The sequence below is a fragment of the Latilactobacillus parafuchuensis genome (assembly GCF_055271665.1).
Genome location: NZ_CM143875.1, coordinates 659,917 through 681,064 on the forward strand (window position 1 = coordinate 659,917; position 21,148 = coordinate 681,064).

Annotated in this window: 15 protein-coding genes; 1 reads left to right on the forward strand and 14 read right to left on the reverse strand. The window is 40.5% G+C overall.

Going from position 1 to position 21,148, the window contains the following annotated elements:
- Positions 1-20 precede the first annotated feature (20 nt).
- The 10 genes from yicI to ACVPPQ_RS03580 form a co-directional block, all read right to left on the reverse strand.
- Positions 21-2,234, reverse strand: a complete 2,214-nt coding sequence (gene yicI, locus ACVPPQ_RS03535) for an alpha-xylosidase (protein WP_463495733.1) — start codon at positions 2,232-2,234, stop codon at positions 21-23.
- 43 nt (positions 2,235-2,277) lie between these two features.
- Positions 2,278-3,192, reverse strand: coding sequence for an ROK family protein (locus ACVPPQ_RS03540; RefSeq protein ID WP_463495734.1), 915 nt, complete (start codon positions 3,190-3,192; stop codon positions 2,278-2,280).
- A gap of 27 nt (positions 3,193-3,219) precedes the next feature.
- A complete protein-coding gene (locus ACVPPQ_RS03545; protein WP_463495736.1) occupies positions 3,220-3,825 on the reverse strand; it encodes a YesL family protein in 606 nt (201 codons plus the stop codon).
- Positions 3,826-3,850: 25 nt separating this feature from the next.
- Positions 3,851-4,663, reverse strand: coding sequence for an alpha/beta hydrolase (locus ACVPPQ_RS03550; RefSeq protein WP_463495737.1), 813 nt, complete (start codon positions 4,661-4,663; stop codon positions 3,851-3,853).
- 10 nt (positions 4,664-4,673) lie between these two features.
- Positions 4,674-6,137 (reverse strand): alpha-L-fucosidase, encoded by a 1,464-nt coding sequence (locus tag ACVPPQ_RS03555; protein WP_463495739.1) that lies wholly within the window; start codon positions 6,135-6,137, stop codon positions 4,674-4,676.
- Between the two features lie 3 nt (positions 6,138-6,140).
- Entirely contained in the window at positions 6,141-6,791 is a 651-nt protein-coding gene (locus ACVPPQ_RS03560) for an SGNH/GDSL hydrolase family protein (RefSeq protein ID WP_463495740.1), read from the reverse strand.
- Positions 6,792-6,869: 78 nt separating this feature from the next.
- The gene (locus tag ACVPPQ_RS03565; RefSeq protein WP_463495742.1) at positions 6,870-8,627 is read right to left on the reverse strand and encodes a type 2 periplasmic-binding domain-containing protein; all 1,758 of its coding nucleotides are present in this window, start codon (positions 8,625-8,627) and stop codon (positions 6,870-6,872) included.
- 25 nt (positions 8,628-8,652) lie between these two features.
- Positions 8,653-9,561 carry a carbohydrate ABC transporter permease gene (locus tag ACVPPQ_RS03570; protein ID WP_463495743.1) on the reverse strand — a complete coding sequence of 303 codons (909 nt, stop codon included), beginning with the start codon at positions 9,559-9,561 and terminating at the stop codon, positions 8,653-8,655.
- A gap of 14 nt (positions 9,562-9,575) precedes the next feature.
- Positions 9,576-10,487 carry an ABC transporter permease gene (locus ACVPPQ_RS03575; RefSeq protein ID WP_463495745.1) on the reverse strand — a complete coding sequence of 304 codons (912 nt, stop codon included), beginning with the start codon at positions 10,485-10,487 and terminating at the stop codon, positions 9,576-9,578.
- Positions 10,488-10,761: 274 nt separating this feature from the next.
- Positions 10,762-12,240: a glycoside hydrolase family 1 protein gene (locus ACVPPQ_RS03580; RefSeq protein WP_463495747.1), complete on the reverse strand. Its 1,479-nt coding sequence runs from the start codon at positions 12,238-12,240 to the stop codon at positions 10,762-10,764.
- Positions 12,241-12,493: 253 nt separating this feature from the next.
- Between ACVPPQ_RS03580 and ACVPPQ_RS03585 the strand changes: the two genes are divergently transcribed.
- Complete coding sequence (locus tag ACVPPQ_RS03585; RefSeq protein WP_463495748.1) at positions 12,494-13,303, forward strand: AraC family transcriptional regulator; 810 nt, start codon at positions 12,494-12,496, stop codon at positions 13,301-13,303.
- Between the two features lie 84 nt (positions 13,304-13,387).
- Here the strand turns inward: ACVPPQ_RS03585 and ACVPPQ_RS03590 are convergent, their stop codons facing one another.
- From ACVPPQ_RS03590 to ACVPPQ_RS03605, 4 genes are all read right to left on the reverse strand, one after another.
- Complete coding sequence (locus ACVPPQ_RS03590; protein WP_463495750.1) at positions 13,388-16,105, reverse strand: glycoside hydrolase family 3 N-terminal domain-containing protein; 2,718 nt, start codon at positions 16,103-16,105, stop codon at positions 13,388-13,390.
- Positions 16,106-16,118: 13 nt separating this feature from the next.
- Entirely contained in the window at positions 16,119-17,627 is a 1,509-nt protein-coding gene (locus ACVPPQ_RS03595; RefSeq protein ID WP_463495752.1) for a glycoside hydrolase family 43 protein, read from the reverse strand.
- Positions 17,628-17,687: 60 nt separating this feature from the next.
- On the reverse strand, positions 17,688-19,697 hold the full coding sequence (locus tag ACVPPQ_RS03600) for a beta-galactosidase (protein ID WP_463495753.1): 2,010 nt from the start codon (positions 19,695-19,697) through the stop codon (positions 17,688-17,690).
- Between the two features lie 214 nt (positions 19,698-19,911).
- Positions 19,912-21,117 carry a PTS sugar transporter subunit IIC gene (locus ACVPPQ_RS03605; protein ID WP_463495755.1) on the reverse strand — a complete coding sequence of 402 codons (1,206 nt, stop codon included), beginning with the start codon at positions 21,115-21,117 and terminating at the stop codon, positions 19,912-19,914.
- Positions 21,118-21,148 lie beyond the last annotated feature (31 nt).

The following is a 21,148-nucleotide window of genomic DNA, read 5'->3' on the forward strand; positions in this document are numbered from 1 at the left end:
CTGCGAGATGGGATTTTTGACTATTTAGTGATTATTTTGTAATTAGTGACGTTGTCAGCTTGTGATGTCATTTCATTGGAAACTTGCTTAAGCGTTACTTGACCAACTTGTTGACCATACGTATCCGTAAATTCAACAACTTGTTCTTGATCATGATTCCATTCATAAACCTCTAAAGTTGGGGTGTCAGTGTAATCATATTCTGCATGCGAATCTTCTTTACCCCGAGCAAGCACACTGTTAGGGCGTGCTAATACTGGTAAATTAAAGTAATCAAAGGTTTGCGTATACCATTGACCACCTTCATACTTCTCACCACTTAAGATATTGGTCCAAAGACCACCGGCTTCAGGCACGTAGAACGTACATTCACCGGTCTTAGAGAAGATTGGTGCGACTAATAAATTATCACCTAACATATATTGACGATCTAATTCAGCACAGGCTGGATCATCTGGAAATTCCAAGACCATAGCCCGCATCATCGGAATCCCCAATTCATGCGTTTTCTTGTTTTGAGCCATTAAATACGGCATTAAACTTAATTTTAATTTTGTAAATTGACGCGATACAGCAACGGCTTCTTCGCCATAGAACCATGGCGTCTTATATTGCCAACTACCATGATAACGACTATGCGACGACAATAAACCAAATTGGGTCCAACGTTTATACAAATCAGGATCAGCTTCAGCTTCAAAACCAGAAATATCATGACTCCAGTAACCAAAACCACTTAGGCCAAATGAAAGTCCTGCGCGTAATGATTCTGCCATTGATGGGTAATTAGAAGAACTATCGCCACCCCAATGAACCGGGTACTTCTGGCTGCCGACAGTGGCTGAACGAGCGAACAAGACGGCTTCTTTAGCACCACGTTCTTGTGCCAAAACATCATAGACGGCCTTATTATAAAGCAGTGTGTAATAATTATGCATTTTTTCCGAATCAGAACCATCAAAATAGACGCCATCAGTTGGGATTCGTTCACCAAAATCGGTTTTGAAACAATCCACACCCATATCCAATAATGCTTTTAATTCACTTTGGTACCACTTAGTCGCTTCTGGATTAGTAAAATCGACAATCCCCATGCCAGCTTGCCATTTATCCCATTGCCAAACGTCGCCATCTTGATTTTTAATGAAATAGCCTTTTTCAGCGCCTTCATCAAATAATGGTGATTTCTGACCAATGTAGGAATTGATCCAGACACAAATCTTGATGCCCTTTGCTTTCAATCGTTTCAACATATTGATTGGATCTGGGAAAGTCCGTTCATCCCATGTGAAATTACACCATTCTAATTCTTTCATCCAAAGACAATCAAAATGGAAAACCTCTAACGGAATATCACGTTCAATCATCCCATCGACAAATTCATTGACGGTTTTTTCGTCGTAATTCGTTAAGAAGGAAGTACTGAGCCATAAGCCAAAAGTCCAAGCTGGTGGCATCGATGGTTTCCCGGTTAAATCGGTATAGCGCCCTAAAACATCCTTTAGGTTGGCGCCACCCATCACGAAATATTCCATTTCTTCGCCAGGGACACTGAATTGAACCCGTGATACTTTTTCACTGCCAATTTCAAAACTAGCTTTATCCGGCGTATTCACGAAAACACCATAATGCCGGTTACTGATATAAAATGGAATGTTTTTGTAAGCTTGTTGCGTGCCTGTGCCACCATCAGCGTTCCAAATATCAACACTTTGGCCGTTTTTAACAAAGTTAGTGAACCGTTCACCTAAGCCATAAATCTTTTCACCAACATCGATGCCCAGTTGATCACTCATATGAAAGTCGCCAGCCGGATCACAGATATACGCTTTCCCGCGTGCACTACTACTCGTCAAATATTGACCGTCAAAATAATAGTCAAATTGGAAATGATCTTTAAAGATTTCTAAGGAGAGTTTACCACTCGTGTAAACATACTTGTCGTCTTGTTCTTCAAAAGTCGCCGCCACTTTTTCCGAATTCAATTCAAACTCGGGTGCTTTATGCTGACGGCCTTTATAATGATACATTTTAACGCCGATTACATCAGCTCGTGGTGCCGTAATTTCAATGGTTAACAGGCCACCATCCAAGGTTGCCCCTTTATTTTCAATCGCTTGAAATGGGCAAAATAAGACTAATTTATCGCCTTCAAACCGATAATCATACACTTGTTCTGCAAATTTAGCGTCAAAGCCTTCTTTTAACATCCAACCGCCGTCGATATATTTCATGAATTTGCTCCTTTATAGCTTATTTATTAATTTATTTACTAGCCTAAATCGATTCATTAATCTCAACTAATTCTTGATTTTCTAACCCTTTTTTGGCAACCACCATGGCCCCAATCAAACCCGCATCATTAAAGAAGCGACAGGTTTGAATTGGCACTTTAAAATCATGCCAATAAGGAATGCGTTCCAGCGCTTTGCCAACAATCGGCAACAGTTTCACATTTTGACTGATACCACCACCTAGCAAGACCAATTGGGGATCGAAACTCGTCACTACGTTAAAAATCGTAATCGCTAAATAATTAGCCCAATCCTCAATCAAATCTTGAACTGCTGGCTCCGAATCGGCTAAAATTTGTTGACCCGTTACCTCAGAAGTCGCAACGCCTTTAAATTCAGCGTATCGTCGCACTAAACTACTAGTCGAAGCTAATTCATGGAGGGTTTTATAGCCTGAGCGTGAAAAATCAGTAATCATCATGCCATATTCGCCAACTTTATAGCGAAAACCATTCATAATTTGGCCGTCTTTAAAGACGCCACCGCCGATACCGGTGCCAATTGTGATTAACGTAAAGTCGTCAACGGTTTGCGCGTTACCAAGATTCTTTTCCGCCATCGCCGCCGCGTTGGCATCATTTTCAATAAATACTGGATACCGTTTGCCAAGTTGGTGCGTCAACATTTGAACGATTGGTGTCCCGTGCAAGTGTTCCAAGGCCCCCGCTAAAACAGCGGTCCCGGTACTTGTATCAATGGTCCCCGGAAAACTCAACCCAATCGAGTCTATCGTATATTTCTTTTCATAATTCAACACTATTTCGGCAAGTAACGCAATAAACTGTTCGGCACTTTCCGCCTTAGTTTGGGCCTTATCCTTTTCTAGAATTTCACCATGTTCGTTCAGGACACCAAATTTGATGAAGGTCCCTCCGATATCAAAACCAATATAAGCCATTACCTTTTAAGCTCCTTCGAAGATGAATTAATTTTCATATTGTTTAAAAACGCGATTCAAGATGAACGCTTGACAGTACGCTAAAAATGGGAAAAAGAATAACACAAAGGCATATCTCAATGGTCCTGAGAAATAAACAAACGTCAGTACAAAGGCATTGATCAGCAATAAAAATAACGTTGATTTAAAATTACCAAATCCCACTAACAACGAGTTCTTCAAAGAACGTTTAACGCTATTTTCAAACCGCGCGCGCAATGGGAAAAAATATTGGAACGACAAGAAATAAAGTAGGAATAATAATGTAAAAAGTAATACGAAAATGATGCCGACGATTGATTTCATCCCTAACCAAAAAGCAAGATTGAACAGGATAATGGCAAAAAGGCCGAGGTAAATTAAGGTGGGCACAATTGAACTTTTGAAATTCTCTTTAAAACTAACAAAGAACCCCGTTACCATGTGATCGCCGTCACCGCGGGCAAACCTTAACACAACTGTATATAAAGATGTGATGGCTGCACCGATTGTAAAAATAGGGATACACATGATTAAAAACACTAGATTCAAACCGATAAATTTAACTAAAACTTCAATGAACTGTTGAATACGACTATTGGGATTGTATTTCATTTTCGTTACTCCTCTACTTTAATCCTTAAAAATTGGCTTTAAGCCATCGATCAAACATTTCAAACCATTCAGAAACTTCATTCTGAACCCCACCACCGTAGTGGCTCTCGGTTTCTTTGACCGCTAGGCTTAAGCCATGCCCACCATTTGGGAAAATGTGTAAGCTGAACGGGACTTGTTTGGCCCTTAACTGTTGGGCAAATAATAAACTATTCTCCATCGGCACTAAGCCATCTTCACCGGTATGCCAAATGAAAGTCCGTGGCGTTTGTTCATCAACTTGATTCTCTAGCGATGTCAAAAATCGTTTTTCAGGATTATCGACATCTGGACCCAACAACGCTTTAAAAGAATCCTGATGGCCATACTCACCGTTTGAAATCACCGGATAGGCTAATAGTAATCCGTTAGGTTGCGCAAGTTGCGGTTGATCCAATAGCGCTTGAAACCAGGCCTTATTCCAGAAAACACCTAAGCTGGCCGCCAGATGTCCGCCCGCTGAAAACCCGGCTACAATAATTTTATCGGTATCAACGTGCCATTCTTCAGCGTTTTTGCGTACTAAGATAACGGCTTTCGCTAATTCTAATAATGATTCCGGAAAATGTGATTGGGGACTAAGACTATACCGCAAGACACAAGCGTGGTAGCCCTTAGCCAAGGCTTGCACGGCAATTGGTTCTGCTTCACGGTCTGACGTGAATTCATAACCGCCGCCTGGACAAATCATCAGTAGCGGACGTTTCCGATTTTGATCAATTTCATCCGTATTCTCTAGCAGATAGGTCTGGATGAACGCATCGCTAGTATCAGAAACTTTAGTTTTCTGAACAATCATAAACATCCCTCTATTTCATTTTAATTTGCACGACAACTGGTAACGGATTATGGCTAATACCACATTTAATTTCTAAACCTCGATTAGTTTGTTGCCATTCCAAAGGTTCTTGTGTTCCCAACACACTGACTTCATCAATGATACCGTGAAATTCTGGGGCATTTTGATCCGCAGATAAGGCTAATGATTTAATTAAAAGTGGTTCTGCGGTAATTTCACCTAATACGAATGCATACAAGTTTGCGCCGCGAACGGTGAACCGAAAATCAGCTTGGGTATACTTGATAACCTTTTGTTCCTGGAATTGGCCTTCCACAATCTGGGTAGGCCCTTCTTGCGATTTCCGCCAAACTTTGGACTGATAAATCGCACAACCATTGACACTTAGCCATTGCCCAATCGTTTGCAAGATTGCTTGATCTTTTGCCGGGATGGAACCATCGCCTTTAGGCCCCACATTTAAGAGTAAATTACCATTTTTACTGACAACATCAATCAGATTAATAATGATTTCTTGTGGTGATTTATAATCCAATGTTTCTGTATAGCACCATGAATCACGCGCGATTGCCGTATCAGTTTGCCAGTAGTAAGGTTTAGCTTCAGCAAATTTGCCCCGCTCAACATCCACAATCCCACTGCCAAACATCATTGCATCATGTTTATAGCAAATCGCTACTTTTTTATGCCGTATTGCGCCCTTATTATAGTAGAAAGCGGCCACTTTTTTTAAGTAGGGTTTAAACGCAGCGTGTTGAATCCACCAATCGAAATAAAGAATTTCTGGTTGGTAATTTTCTATCAATTCACAGGTTCTTAACAACCAATCCTCTAAATATGCCTTAGTCGGGTATGGCGTACTGAATAAATCTTGATTATCTGGTTCAGGCATTGCGGGCCAATAGAAATCGCCTTTTTTCAATGGTTCTCGGATATCACTATTGAACTCTTTACCATGACCCATGAAAAACCAATGTTCCGCTCGATGACTAGAAGTCCCAAAATGTAACCCTTGTTTGAGGGTTGCTGCTTTTAATTCGCCTAAAACATCCCGCTGTGGGCCCATTTCATAACTATTGTAGTGTGAAAGTGCACTCCGATACATCTGAAACCCTTCGTGATGTTCCGCAACCGGCACAACGTACTTGGCCCCCGCTTCTTTAAACAGTTTAAGCCATTCGGCCGGTTCAAATTTTTTAGCGGTAAATAACGGAATAAAATCCCGATACCCAAACTGATCCTGTGGCCCAAATGTTTGGCGATGATGTTTAAATTCTGGTGAGCCTTGAATATACATATTGCGAGAATACCATTCATTCCGAAATGCCGGAATGCTGTAAAGCCCCCAATGAATGAAAATCCCAAATTTATCTTGGCTAAACCATTCTGGTACTGTGAATTGATTCAGATCTTCCCACGAATCTTGATACGGGCCGGCTTGAATCACGCGATTAATTTCAGCTAACGTTATCATGACTTATGACCATTCAAAATCAACGCCGTCTAGCCAAGTTTTCGCTAACAGCATATGGCCTGTAACATTGGGATGTACGCGATCACTCGTCAATATATACGAAGATTGTTTTTCTAAGAATGCATCAATCCGCGCTTGCGTATCAATATAGATTAAATTATTTTCTGTCGCGAGCTTTTTACCCACTCTAGCAAAGGCTTCAATCTCTAAACGCATTGGGTCTTGCCGATTGGCTTCCATCATGAATGGCGCCATAATAATAATATTAGCCGTTTCTTTTTGCGTTTTAGCAATTAATTCACGATAAGTCTGTTCAAATTTTTCAAGCGTCACCATTTCTGGATGTTGAAAATTCGCATCAAAATGCCGCCAAACATCATTGACGCCAATCATGATACTGACCCATTGCGGGTGGTTAGCCATTAAATCAGTATCCCAACGTTGCGCCATTCTAACGATATCATCCCCGCTAACGCCTTTGTTGACCACCATGATTTCACGTTCTGGGTAAAAAGCGGTTAGAAATGAGTTCACTAGATTTGCGTAGCCGTCTCCGAAGGAACCCCATCCGGCTGGATTTGCATCGTAATTCCGGCCACAATCCGTAACGGAATCACCCATCATAATTAACTTTGCTTGCTTTTCAATTTTCACTTTTGAAACCTCTCTAAAACCTGAGAGGGCTAGGCTCAAAACAGTTGTTTTGTCCCTAGCCCTCTTCAGTTTATTTAATTATTTTTTTTGCTCAGCTTTATAATTCTTAACAACTTGAATCCGTTCTTTGTTTTGGTTTTTGGCATTCTTCATATCCACTTTAAGGACTTTCTTATACCCTAAACCATCTGCTTTTTTCTGTAATTCGGCCTTTAAACTATTATATTCTTTGGCATCCTTAGCAAAGATCATCTTCCAAGAATATTCAACAATGGTTGATTTCACTTGACCACGCAACGTCGTAATATTCGATTCTTCTTCAGGTGTAATCTGAGTTGTCCCCGGTGCGACCGCAATCATATCATTCTTTTCAAGATAGTCAGATTGCGTCGTTGCGTCCAGCTTAGTCGACCAATCTTTATCCAATGTTGTATTGTTTAACTTCAAGACGGACGGCCACATCGTGTAATTATACGGTTGCTTCGTCTTTGGATTCTTATCAACAGTCAATACGGTTGCAACGTTCAATGCTGAAACGCCATCTTTCCAAGAACCACCACCATAACTCTTAGGCATAGTTGCATCGCCATCTAACAATGCTTTCTTACCAAATGCCGTTAAAACGGGTTCATCGTCTTTCATTTCCCAAGTTAAACCTTCTGGGCCTGAAGAACCTTGTGTTTGTGCTGTCCCCGCCATAATACCTTCTGGTGAGTATAACCAGTCAATAAAGTCGGCAATTCGTTGTGGATCTTTCGCTTTGCTCCCAATCGACATGAATGTCTTGGTCCCTTCGGTCGTTGCACCATAAGCGAAAACTTTATTATCAGTAATTGGCACATATTCATAACCTTTACCCGCTGCTTTATGTGCTTGGGTATTATAAGCAGTTTGACCTAACCATGGCCATGGTGAATAGAGAATTTGACCATCCTTATATTTAGCGAATAACGTATCATAATCTTGCGTCGTTGATTCGGGATCAACTAAGCCCATTTGGTTCGCTTTAAAGTATAGTTTTAAAGCCCGCATATATTGCGAATCGCTACTTAAAATACCTTGATAATCTGAACCATCAGCATTAGCTAAGACAAATCCAAGTTCATCATAACCGTATAACGCCGTTGGTTGTTTCGCATTATTCATCATGTTGCCATCCCAATCCTTAAAGAACGAAAAGGCATACGTTTTCTTACCACTATCACTCTTTGGCATCGTGGTTTGCATCTTCTTCAAGACTGGTAACAAATCTTCTAAGGTATTAATCTTTGGATACCCTAATTGTTTATAAAGATCCCAGCGTAAATATGAACCATAGTTTAATTCATTACCACTGGCATTAGTCGTTGGTGATTCAGACGAAACACTGGTTGGCATCGCGTAAAACCCACTACTTTTACCAGTTGACTTAGCCATCGTATCAATAGCCAGTTGATATTTTTTCATATTTTTGGCATCTTTAGTATATTGCGACATATCCATAATCAAATTACTTTTGACTAATTTAGATAACCGACCGTTATCGGCCCCGGTGATGATTAAATCGCCTAGATTACCCGCCGTCGACCGCGTTTGGAATAAGGTATCTCCACCACCGGAAACATTAGGGGCAATAATATTCAATTTCATGTTAAATTTATCTTTGACAATTTTCGCAAACCAACCTTTTTGAATCCCTTGATAGTTAGCTAAATCATCGTAAACATCGATTGTAATTTCTTTGTCGTAATTCCCCTTGGCAGATGTTTTGGTTGTGTCGTCTTTCGACTTTCCACAACCCGCGATGACAAGTACGGACAACGCCGCAACCGCCAACAAGCCCAACTTTTTCTTCATGGTAACTCCTCCTATTTTTTTGATACTAACCCTTTACTGATCCAAGCATAATCCCAGAAACAAAGAACCGCTGGAATATTGGATAAATAAACATAATTGGTATAACAACAATGACAGAAACAGTCATCCGAATCGATGTTGGTGTTTGTTGCGTGGCTAAAGCAGCCATATTTGCACCCGTTCCTGACGCCTTAACCATCGCCGCTAATGAACTGGCCTGGTTAATATATTGATACAATAAGTATTGTAAGGAATATAATTTTTGATCGGTAATATAAATCAAGGTATCTTGGAATGAATTCCATTGACCAACGGCTGAGAAAATCGCAACCGTCGCTAAGATTGGCGTACAACTTGGTAAAATAATCTTAAAGAAGATTGTAATAATCCCCGCGCCATCCATTTCAGCGGCTTCTTGCAATGAATCCGGAATGGATTCGATGAACGTTTTAACCAAGATAATATTGAATGGTTGCACAATTGAAGGTAATACGTAAACCCAGAATGTATTGGTTAAATGTAAGGTCTTCATCGTGATAAATAAGGGAATCAAGCCGGCACTAAAGTACATTGTGACGACCACAAATCGATACCAGAACTGACGACCCCATAACCGTTTTTGGGTAAACATGAAGCCTAAGAAAGCAGAAGCTAAAACGGTTAAACCGGTCCCAATCACCGTTCTCCCAATTGAAACCAATGTTGCTAGTGGTAAACCACTTAAACTCAAAACTTGTTTGTAGTTTTCTAAATGTAATTTTTGAGGCCAGAAATTAATGGCACCACTTGCACTTAAATCATTCGCACTAATCGTATTAATGATTAAATAATAAAACGGGTAAGCACAAATGATGGTACAAATTGCAAAGCCGATGTAATTCAATACTTTAAAAATACGTTCTGATGGACTTAAGCCCTCTATATGACTATTCATTTTTTCTCACTCCCCTACATAATCGATTCGCCACGTGTCTTTTTGGAAACACCGTTGACGATAAAGAGTAATACGACACTGACTAAACTCTTCAGCATACTAATCGCGGTTGCAAGTGACAAACTGTTACCAGTCATCCCAATATTGTAAACGTATAAATCCAGCACTTGAATATGAGCTCGATTAAACGCATTTTGGAAGACGAAGTATTGATCCATCCCATTGGTTAGGAAATTCGCGATGGATAACATCAATAAGACGAAATAAGTTGGCATCAACGCTGGTAACGTAATGTTGCGAATCAATTGGAATCGGTTGGCACCATCGACCCGCGCAGCTTCGTAAAGCTCCGGATCAATACCATTAATGGCTGCCAAATACATGATAGCCCCCCAACCAAGACCCTTCCAAGTATTCCAAAGTAACATCGCCAACCAAGTATGACTGTCACTGTCCAAAAACTTAAGAGGTTCTGTGATCCAGCCTAAGTTTTGCAAAACAGTATTCAACATACCAGTACTTGAGAAAAGACTAAATGCGATGGAATAAACCAATACCCAACTGATAAAATTAGGTAAAGTCGTTAATGTTTGAACAATATTCTTAAAATATTTATTGCCAATTTCGTTTAAGAAAACGGCGAACAGAACTGGGAAGAACGACGTTGCAATTCCCAATAAACTCATCGCGAAGGTATTGACCATCACTTGTAAAATCTGAGCCATTTGCGTTTTATTTGAAACTAGCATCTTAAACCACTGCAATCCCACAAATTTACTTTGGGATAATGCGATTGGTGGTTGATAATCAAAAAAGGCATAAATCCAACCATGTAACGGGAAATACGAAAATAGAAAAACTAAAATCATAAATGGTAAAATCCATAAGAACATCTTTTTACCATATAAATTATCACTCTTTTTCATGATATCCTCCCTAAAATAGCAGTTGTTGTTGAAACGTTTCCACGATATGGCGAATAAAATAGCATAACCATTTGAATGTCTATAAGTAAACGCTTACAACTTCTTTACATAATAGTACCATGTTTAACCAATCGTCACTATCACTATTACAAACTGTTTTACTACTATTTGAATCTATTTTTCTAGGTACAATCCTTTTACCAAAGGATTTAATAGCGATACCTAAAAATCAGTTTCATTTTTTATAAGAATAAAAGCGTTGCCTTAGCCATTACTATTTTGAATTGGTTAAATTTTGACCATTAGTTTCGATCACTTTTTGATACCAGAAATAACTTTCTTTCGGAATACGGTTTAACGTTTTCTCGTCATGATCATCACGATCAACGTACACAAAACCATACCGTTTTTTATAGCCGTTCATCCAACTCAATAAATCCGTAAAGGACCAAGCGCAGTAGCCGATTATGTCGACCCCATCAGTGATTGCTTTTTGAACTTCTAACAAATGTTTCTGTAAAAAATCAATCCGATAAGTGTCTCGAATCGTTCCATCTTCCTCAAGTTGGTCGATTGCGCCTAACCCGTTTTCCGTAATAAACATTGGTAAATCATATTTGGCTTGTAAGCGCCGCAATGCCACTCTAAATCCGACAGGATCGATTTCCCAACCCCAATCCGTTTTTTCTAAATATGGGTTTTGAACCGCATTAAACATAGCAGTTTCAGGTGTCTGCGCTTGTTCCGCTTTAGGTTGCATCAAATACGGATCAATCCCCGAGAATTCTTTTTCAGTGCTTTTGTTTTCAATTGGCGCTTCGATTTTATTTTGTTTAGCGGTGCCACCATGATAGTAATTGACCCCCAAAAAGTCAGGATGCGCTGATTGCAATAATTGCTGATCTTCAAGCGTGACTTCCGGTGCAATTCCTAAACGTTTTAACTGCTTCATAATGAAAACCGGGTATTTCCCACGACAATACACATCTAACCACCAACTATTATTAAAGGCCTCCCCATTTTCCGCAGCTAACACATCGTTGGGATTAGCCGTTAGCGGATACATTGGACCATAGCCAAAGCTGGGGCCAATCTTCCCAGTTGGTACCATCTGATGGAATAGATTAATGGCGGTTGCGTTGGCTAGATTGATGACGTGATTCGCAGCGTACATCCGCTTCATATCAGACACAACGGGTGGATGCAATTCCCAGCGATAGCCGAGTGGCACAAAGACGTTCTGTTCATTAAAAGTAACCCAATACTTAACTTTTTTACCAAATCGTTCGAATAAAATGTGACAATATTGCTTAAACGCTGCAATTGTTTTGCGCGATTCCCAACCAAGATATTTATCTTGCAAGGCTTGGGGTAGATCCCAATGGTATAACGTCAACACGGGTTCAATCTGGTGAGCTAATAAATCATCAATCAATTTCTCATAAAAAACGAGGCCGGCTTCATTAACCGCACCTTCCCCATCAGGTAATATCCGCGACCAAGAAACGGAAAAACGGTAGGCTTTTAGCCCCATCTTAGCCATTAATTCGACATCTTCGGGATACCGGTGGTAATGATCAATCGCGATATCCCCGTTAGTCCCTTCAAATGTTTTACCGTCTATTTTAGAAAAAGTGTCCCAAATGGAATCCTTTTTCCCATCGGTTTGAAAAGCCCCTTCAATTTGGTACGCTGCTGATGCCGCTCCCCACAAAAAATCTGTTGGAAAATCATCTAATTTTTCATAAAACATAACCTAATTACCTCCCTTTATACATTTATGCTGATTTAAGTGTCGCTTTTAATTCGCCACTCTTAATCATCCGCTGACCAAATCGCTCGCAAAAAATAATTACTGGCTTTCATTTAAATCTCCTGTCATAATCTGAATATTTTTGTAAGCGTTTTTATATTTACAATATGCAATTTAACATATATCGGCTATAATGTAATTATAGTTTCGCAACCGCTTTTATAACTATCTGAAACTCAAGGAGGTCATCGCTATGCGTTATAGTTTTAAACGAAAGGATCGTGGACTGCCCTTATTTGTTGACAGTATTGGGTTTGATTGGGAACAAGAATCTGTTGATCGTCCCGCCGGATACCCTTACGTTCATTGGCTTCAAACCTCTGCGGGAACCGGTGTGATTACTATTCAAGATCAAGAAATATACTTAACGCCTGGGCAGGGCATCTTAATCAATCGTTATATTCCACATGATTACCACGCCGTTACGGACAATTGGACGACCTCCTACTTCACCTTTGGCGGTGCCTTGGTCTCAGAAATTGACACTTTGATTGGTTTCCATGATTTTTTAACCATCAACGAAGGTCAAAAAGAATTTCGCGATTTTGTGCAAAATACCTTCCCTAAACAGAACTCATTGGACGAATTTCTCATTCTTGACGCTTCCGTCTCTGTCTATAATTTTTTAATCATGGTCAAAAAAAACATGATTAAAAATCAATTACAAACCACTAATTATCCCGATCTTATTTTACCGATGCTTAACTATATGAATGGCCATTATGCGGAGAATATTAGTAATGAAAAATTAGCAGAGTTGATTGGCTATAGCCCCCAGTACGCCACCAAACTTTTTAAAAAAGCCTTTGATGTCTCGCCTTACCAATACCTCATTGAATTACGCATTCGTAAAGCAAAGGAATTATTGGCAAACAATCTGGACCTCTCTATTCAAGAAGTCTCTGAACTAGTCGGGTTCAACACGCTTAGTTATTTCACGTTAACCTTCAAAAAAAATGAAAATGTTTCACCCAATAAATTCCGCAACTATTATAAGAATTAACCTTGGCAACAATCAATAGGACTAAACAGAGACGTATTATGGCTCTGTTTAGTCCTATTTTAATATCTACCAAAGCACACTACTTTATCGTGCTTTAGGTTGCATTTGCCACAGTGTCACAGCAGAAGTTGCTTGAATGACCCAATCGCAACATTTTTCAGAATTGGTTATTTCTGAAAAAATGGTTTGAAATTCAGCCCCGGCTTGGTAACTAAAGCGTGCGATAATATTGGTCTGCACTAAATCATCAGAAATGGTTAAAGTTCCCGGTTGTGTCGCTTTAATCGCTAATTGAATGCCATTTTTTGCAACAATCATCTGACAATATTTTAAATAACCATTTTCTTTAATTTGCACTAGCGATCCTTCATCTTTTAAAGAATCGATGGTCATCGATTGATAATCATCAAAAGCTAAGACGTCAAAGGTCTCATCAAACAAACGAGACTCCCGCCATTTTGGCCCGTCAATGCGAACCTTTTGTTTTAACGCCGCTTTATCCGCCGCTGAAAAGCCAATTTCTAACGTTATCATTTTCTCGTTCAACACATTCTTTTTAGCAACGACATCGTAGCGTTCTAAAATCGCAACGTCGATAGCGATTGTTATCTGTTCACGTTGACCACTTGCGACCGTCACTTTTTTAAACCCGAGCAATAATTTCTGATTAGTCCCTAATTCAGTTCGTGCATTGCCGTAAACTTGAATCACCTCGGTTACCGCTTGATCTTGATTATTTTCAACGGCGACTTCAACTTGCGCTGCACAATCGCTCGACCAACTTGTTGGTTGGACGACACAATTAAGCAATTTCAAATGTCCCGCATAATCTAACCCATATCCAAAAGGATACAACACGGCTTGCTCTGGGCAATATTGATAGGTCTTCTGTGCTTTTTCAATATCGTATTCCAAAATTCCTGGATTAGGCCAGGATTGATTATACCAAGTTTGACTCAAGCGACCGGTTGGTTTTCTAATCCCATACAAAATTTCTAATAGCCCAGTCCCCAGGCTTTGACCCCCGTAGGTGACAAACATAATCCCCGGCACTTCTTTTTGTAGTTCATCAATTGTAAACGGATAGCCACCTAAAATAACAACCACTAGATTGGGATTAATCCGATGGAGTTGTTTAATTTCTGCAATTTGGTTTGCCGGCAACTCTAATCCCGGCCGATCCTGTGTTTCGCGGCCATTCAGCATGGGGTGGTTGCCACCGATGTAAACCACTTTATCAAATTGGGCGGCCTTTTCAAGCATCTCAAGTGTCATCTGCTCAACCACGGTTAACGTTACAGATGTCGTGTCGCGATTACTTTCACAGAGCCGACCATCAATAATGGCCAAGTTGCGTTCAAAATAGGACCGCAACACCGGCTCTAAATGAAAGGTTTCTTTCGCAAACCAATCGTAAACTTCAGTCTTATTCAACTGATAATGGCCATCTTCAGCAAGCACTAGATAACGTTGACTACTTGTTTCTCGCAAAAAACCTTTGCCAAATCCCCAATCCTCTAATTCAAAAATAGCCCCGTGCTTGCCTTCAACCGCGTCCCCATTTTCAGCAATTTCAATGAACCCGTTAGCGGTTTGAATTTTAACTTTTTCGCCAGAAGCTTGATAGTTCATATTGGGTGCAAAATCAACGGTGTTCAGTGCTTCTGCAGCCGTTATTTCGTTCATTGGAATCCCGGCGTACCAATCTCTAGGATACCGATTCGCACTCGGCCCCGTTAATAGAACTTGTTCAGTTCTTTTTAGCGGCAATACTGCCTCATTTTTTAAGAGCACACTCCCTTCCGCTAGACAGGCTTTAACTAACTGATCGTGTTGTTCACCACCCAAAAGTGCTTTAGGAATACTATCAAACGGTGTCGTTTGCGCGAAGTTGCCTAACCTGGCCCGCACGGTTAAGGTGTTTTCGACGGCACGCGAAATAACAGCTTCCGAAACCTTGCCCAAATCGAGTGCTTTTTTGGCAGCCGTTTCAACTAAGGTTTGATCATCAACAAAACAATCAATCCCTTTTTGTAACGCATCGGCAACCGCATCGGAATAGTCCGTGTAATACTGGTAGTCTTCAATATTTAAGGTCAACGCGCCCCCGTCAGTGACGATAAAGCCATCCATCTGCCACTCACCTTTAACCACCTCTAAAAGATCGGGTGATTGCATCATCGGCACGCCATTAATGCCATTATAGGCCGTCATCATTGATTGCGCCTGGCCGGCTTTAAAGGCCTGTTCAAATGGGCGCAAATAGTAATTATATTTATTTTTCAAATCAACCGTATTAGACGTCGACTCCCGACCGGCTTCATTATTATTCGCGTAAAAATGTTTTGGCGCAGCGGCTAACTTAAGATACTTTTCATCGTCGCCTTGCAACCCGTGGATTAGCGCGACTGCTAACTCGCCAGTCAGATGGGGGTCTTCACCATAACCCTCTTCATTCCGACCCCAATAAGGATCTCGTTCCATATCAATCGTCGGGGCCCAGGGGGTTAGCCACCCGGTTGAATCTTGGTGATATAAAATCCTGGCTTCATCCGACATTGCGGTCCCCACTTGCTTTAATAAAGTCGAATTCCAGGTTTGGGAGAGTCCTAGTGCCGTGGGAAAACTCGTCGTTTGAATTTTTTCACGATCAACCACCCCGTGAGCAATCTCGCCGCCGATGTTATAAGCCCCAATTTTCAATCGTTCAATCGGGGTTTGCGTCGTTGACAATAACCCAATTTTTTCTTCAATTGTCATTTCAGTTAATAATTTTTTTGCTTGTCGTCGTGCCCAATCCATTAAAATCGCTCCTTTATGAAAAAGTTTGATAATTCAACTCTGAAACGCACGTCTCAAATGTTTCTTTTTGAGCATGACTAGTTGCGTAAACACCCATATAAAGCCCAGTAAAGGGTGCATCAGCAACTTCAGACGTTAAATGGCTGGTTTCTGTTTGTCCGATTGAAATAGCGTCAGCATCAGCACAGGCATAAGCAAAGTGATATTGATCACGATTCCCTGAAATCATTAGCTTGACGTTCTTGAAACTAGGAATTGCTCTGGATTCCTCGACAATCAAATCCGCAACATTTTTTCGTAGAATCACCGTCGGTTGTTGCGCACGCATCGTCAACAATAAATCAAAATGATGGTGCGTATCCTTATAAATCGCGATACCGACTTCTTGCTTGTCCTTCATTAAAGCTGGGTTAAAAATCCCCGAAAAATTAAAATCAAAGGCCGTCTGGCGTCTACCAATAAATGCGTTGGGCGTTTTATCGTTTAACGACGCTTCACTAGCTGTTATTTTCAAAAAATCTTCGTGTAATTCAACATATTGGGCATTAATGCCCCGGATGAAATTCCAAGAAAAATCAAGGGGTAACTGTTTTACTCTGACTGGTGTTGGGTAAGGTGTCATCAACGGCTTCGGCAAGTTAACCGTCTCAATTTTTTCGTTAACCACCCCGCCGACACACTCTGGCCACGTCCCCTTAGACCATTCAAGGGGCACTAAACTTGTTTCTCTGCCAAGTAAGTGGCGCAAATTATTGGGCCGAGTGCCTAATAAAACTAGCCAATAATGACCATTATCATCCGCTACTAAATCAGCATGCCCTGTTGATTGGATGACCAAATCAGGACGATCTCGATTCGTCACCAACGGATTGGTGGGCATTGCTTCAAATGGCCCCCAAATATGAGTACTTCTAAACATCGTGACATAATGACCTTCTCTAGTCCCACCTTCAGCCAACATTAAATAATAATAGTCATCTTTACGATATAGATGGGGTCCTTCGACATCCCTTCCGCCGGTCCCCATCGAAATAATCTGATCTTCACCGACACGCTTACCCGTTTTTAAATCAATCTGACATTGACGGATTGCAGAAATATCATGCTCATTCTGACCAGAATACTGAACGTAGACCTTTTCATCCTCAAAAAAGAGCGACGGATCGATACCGTCGAGTTCTGGCAACCACAATGGCTCTGACCAATCGCCAGCCGGATCTTTGGCCGTTATTATAAAATTACCTTGTGTAATATTGGTCGTAATAATATAAAAGAGACCCTGATGATATCTGATGGTGGGTGCGAAAATACCACCCGAATCATGGGTGTCCGCCATATTGACCATTCCTTCGCGGTCTAAACAATTGCCAATCTGTTCCCATTGAACCAGATTCTCACTATAAAAGATCGGAATGCCCGGCATAAATTCAAAACTGGAACAAACGAGGTAGAATCCGCCATTAACTTTACAAATACTGGGGTCTGGATAAAAGCCGGTTAAAATAGGGTTTTGGTAATCCATTAAAATTCTCCTTTATCTAAAAAGACAGTGAATTTCTTATTTTCACTGTCTTTTTATCATTTATTTTTTTAAGATTTTAACTGCAAACGGTGCTAATTTTTGATTTTTAGACCACTTTTCTCCCGTTAAAAGGTCAGTTAACCCTTCAAATGGGAGTGCGACATCAGCCGCTTGGTCGGTGTGATTTAACACAAAAATATACGCTTGCTTTTTCTGATACCGAATTGAAACTTCGACGTCTTTAGGTGTTGTAAAACACGTTAAATTTAACTTAGTAATCAATGACTCAACTAGATGATCCATGCCGGCGTCAGAGAGCATCGTGCCCACGTAAACAGCGGTCCCTTGGCCAAATTGGTTTTCCGTCACAGCTGGCCTATTAGCGTAAAATTTACCAGCCCCATATGTCGCTGTCGCAGTGGCCCCTTCTAAATGAATAACGTCGCATAACATTTGACAGTCCGAAACAACCTGGTCGCTAAACTCAACTTGATAGCGGGTCTTCGGTTGCAACGCATCAATTTCTTCTACCCAGACTCCCATAATATCGCGTAATGGGCCGGGATAACCACCAAGATGAACATTATCGGATTGCCCAACAATACCACTCATAAACGTCGTGATAAAAGTCCCACCGTTTTTAACATATTGCCGAATGTTTTCATCAACGCCGTCTTTAACCATGTATAAAACGGGCGCAACGACTAAATCGTAGCCACTTAAATCGGCATCCACGGGCACCATATCAACTGAAATGTTTTTTCTGAAAAAGGCAGCGTAGTAATGATGGATTTGGTCGACGTATTTGAGTAAGATATTAGGCCCAATCGTATATTCTAAAGCCCAATAATTATCCCAATCAAACATGATGGCCACCTTAGAATGATGGCGCGCGCCGGTTAAAGTGGTCCCTAATTGTTTTAATTCATGGCCCAATGCGGCCGTTTCTCTAAACACACGGGTTTCCGCAGTCCCAGAATGTTCAATCACCGCGCCATGAAATTTCTCGGTCGCCCCTTTTGAACGTCGCAATTGGAAGAATTGAACCGTATCCGCACCATGTGCAACGGCTTGATAACTCATATTGCGCATTTGTCCAGGTTCTTTTAATGAATTAAACGGCTGCCAGTTTTGTTGACTCGGTGTTTGTTCCATCAACATGAAAGGCTGCCCACCTTTTAACCCCCGCATCAAATCATGTGACAAGGCCGTAAAGCTCTTTGGCGTATCATAGCTTGGATAGTTATCCCAAGAAACGAGATCCATTTCCTTCGCCCATTTAAAATAATCTAACCCTTTATAAGTCCCCATCAGATTAGTCGTAATGGGTGTTTTTTGATCAAATTGTCGAATCGCGGCTTTTTCATCTTTATAATTTTGTAGAATGCTGTCGGACATGAACCGTTTGTAATCAATTGACATACCGGCAAAAGCGCCCCCATCAGCACCATAACCGTCACCTAGCCGATTGGGCGGAATAACCTCGTCCCATGAATAAAGTGTATGACTCCAAAAAGTCATATTCCAAGCTTGATTCACCGCCTCGATTGTTTGATATTTTGCTTTTAACCACACTCGAAATGCTTTGGCACAGTTATCACAATAACATTCACCACCATATTCATTCGAAATATGCCAACAAGCTAACTGCTTAGAATGCCCATAACGTTCGGCAATTTTTCCAGCTAACCGAGGTGAATATTTGCGAAAAGTGGGACTGTTGGGACAAGCATTATGCCGATGACCAAATTTATGGGCCACACCTTCAAAATCAGTCCGATTAACATCCGGATACCGATGTGCCATCCACGCTGGTAACGCCCCGGTTGAGGTCGCTAAGACAATTTGATAGTTGTTTTTTTCAAGCATTTCAACGATCTTATCTAACGTTGAAAAGTCATATTCATTTTCAGATGGTTGCAACAGCGCCCAAGAAAATACATTAATCGTTGCCGAGTTAATATCTGCTTTTTTCAGTATCTGCATATCTTCAAGCCAGACTTCTTCCGGCCATTGTTCCGGATTATAATCACCACCAAAAAGCATTGATTTAAAATTTACATCTGCCATAAATCAAGTCATCCTCCATTTGTAATCGTTTTCATCTTATGTTCAAGATTAGCATACCGTCTTTTAAAAAACTATCATAATGTGATTAACATTTTTCACTATTTGAATCTTAAATATCAGTTAGCATTTAACGTGTTTAATAAAAAAACCTTCAACAAATGACCAGTTGAAGGTTCAAATTCGATATTAAATATCACTATCAGCAACCAATTCCTTAAGCAGCTTCAGTGGTACTAATGGCATCTTTTTGTTCACTATTCTCCAATTTATAAGCTTGGTGGTCAATAATCTTGAAAAATGGTAAATAGACTAGAATGGCAATGATTAATTCAACTAATTGCCAAACTGGTGCTCGCCAATCACCACCCGTAATTAGGTAGCCGTTGATAAAGATTGGGGTTGTCCAAGGTACTTGTGCAATAACCATGCCCAACATGCCCGCTTTCATCATAAAATACGTAATTCCTTGAAGGACCATTGGAATTACAACGAAGGGAATGCACAATACAGGATTTAAGACAACTGGTAAACCAAACATAATAGGTTCACTAATTTGGAAGATTGAAGGGACAGCTCCCAATCGTGCTAACTGTTTATACTGCTTGCTCTTAGCAAACAATAAACAACAAATGACTAAGGCTAAGATGGCACCAGTCCCACCGATATTCATCCCAAAATCTAGGAAACCATCGGCAGTAATATGAGTAGGTGCTAATCCTTTAGAAGCCCGATCGATATTTGACATGATAAAGTATCCGTAAATTGGATTAGCCACGGCGCCGACGACGTTATTACCGTGAATCCCGACTGTCCAAAGTATCAAGGTTATGAATAATACCAATTCAAAACCCCAGAAACTATTTAATCCAACGACTAATGGTGAGAAAAGCGCTGTTATAATAGCATTAATCTTAATATTAAAGAAAACCCGAATAATCCAGAAAAAGCCTAATGATGCACATGCTGGTACTAATGCGACAAAAGAACCAGCAACGGCTGGTGGAACAGAATCGGGTAACGTAATAACAATGTGCCGGTGAATAAACCAAGCAACAATTTCACTTGATACAATTGAAACGACAATTGCGGTAAACATCCCGTCAGAGCCTAACGTTGATGGATCTAAGGTGAATTTATTATCTAACATCGATAATAAAAATGCTGCGACCCCAATTGCCGTCCCCGTTAAAGTATCAATTTTATTTAATTTCGCCATTTCATGGCTCATCCCAATTGCGACAATCACGGAAATAATCCCAAATGTAATCGCAACAGCCGAGTTCAACTGGGCCAAGTATGGTTTAATCCATTCGGAATAACCATTAATGGGTAAATTAGCTAAAATTTCGAAGATACTACCAAAAATTGTGAACGGTACCGTGATGATCATCCCGTCACGTAAAGCTAACATATATTTCATGTTGCTAAATTTGCTTAATGCTGGACTAAAA

What these genes read in the sequence shown, in the direction of transcription:
- ACVPPQ_RS03550 (WP_463495737.1), bottom strand. Translation starts at nt 4,663, where the DNA reads ATGATTGTTCAGAAAACTAAAGTTTCTGATACTAGCGATGCGTTCATC.
- ACVPPQ_RS03565 (WP_463495742.1), bottom strand. Translation starts at nt 8,627, where the DNA reads ATGAAGAAAAAGTTGGGCTTGTTGGCGGTTGCGGCGTTGTCCGTACTT.
- ACVPPQ_RS03555 (WP_463495739.1), bottom strand. Translation starts at nt 6,137, where the DNA reads ATGATAACGTTAGCTGAAATTAATCGCGTGATTCAAGCCGGCCCGTAT.
- ACVPPQ_RS03540 (WP_463495734.1), bottom strand. Translation starts at nt 3,192, where the DNA reads ATGGCTTATATTGGTTTTGATATCGGAGGGACCTTCATCAAATTTGGT.
- ACVPPQ_RS03585 (WP_463495748.1), top strand. Translation starts at nt 12,494, where the DNA reads ATGCGTTATAGTTTTAAACGAAAGGATCGTGGACTGCCCTTATTTGTT.
- ACVPPQ_RS03575 (WP_463495745.1), bottom strand. Translation starts at nt 10,487, where the DNA reads ATGAAAAAGAGTGATAATTTATATGGTAAAAAGATGTTCTTATGGATT.
- yicI (WP_463495733.1), bottom strand. Translation starts at nt 2,234, where the DNA reads ATGAAATATATCGACGGCGGTTGGATGTTAAAAGAAGGCTTTGACGCT.
- ACVPPQ_RS03590 (WP_463495750.1), bottom strand. Translation starts at nt 16,105, where the DNA reads ATGGATTGGGCACGACGACAAGCAAAAAAATTATTAACTGAAATGACA.
- ACVPPQ_RS03570 (WP_463495743.1), bottom strand. Translation starts at nt 9,561, where the DNA reads ATGAATAGTCATATAGAGGGCTTAAGTCCATCAGAACGTATTTTTAAA.
- ACVPPQ_RS03580 (WP_463495747.1), bottom strand. Translation starts at nt 12,240, where the DNA reads ATGTTTTATGAAAAATTAGATGATTTTCCAACAGATTTTTTGTGGGGA.
- ACVPPQ_RS03600 (WP_463495753.1), bottom strand. Translation starts at nt 19,697, where the DNA reads ATGGCAGATGTAAATTTTAAATCAATGCTTTTTGGTGGTGATTATAAT.
- ACVPPQ_RS03605 (WP_463495755.1), bottom strand. Translation starts at nt 21,117, where the DNA reads ATGAAATATATGTTAGCTTTACGTGACGGGATGATCATCACGGTACCG.
- ACVPPQ_RS03595 (WP_463495752.1), bottom strand. Translation starts at nt 17,627, where the DNA reads ATGGATTACCAAAACCCTATTTTAACCGGCTTTTATCCAGACCCCAGT.
- ACVPPQ_RS03545 (WP_463495736.1), bottom strand. Translation starts at nt 3,825, where the DNA reads ATGAAATACAATCCCAATAGTCGTATTCAACAGTTCATTGAAGTTTTA.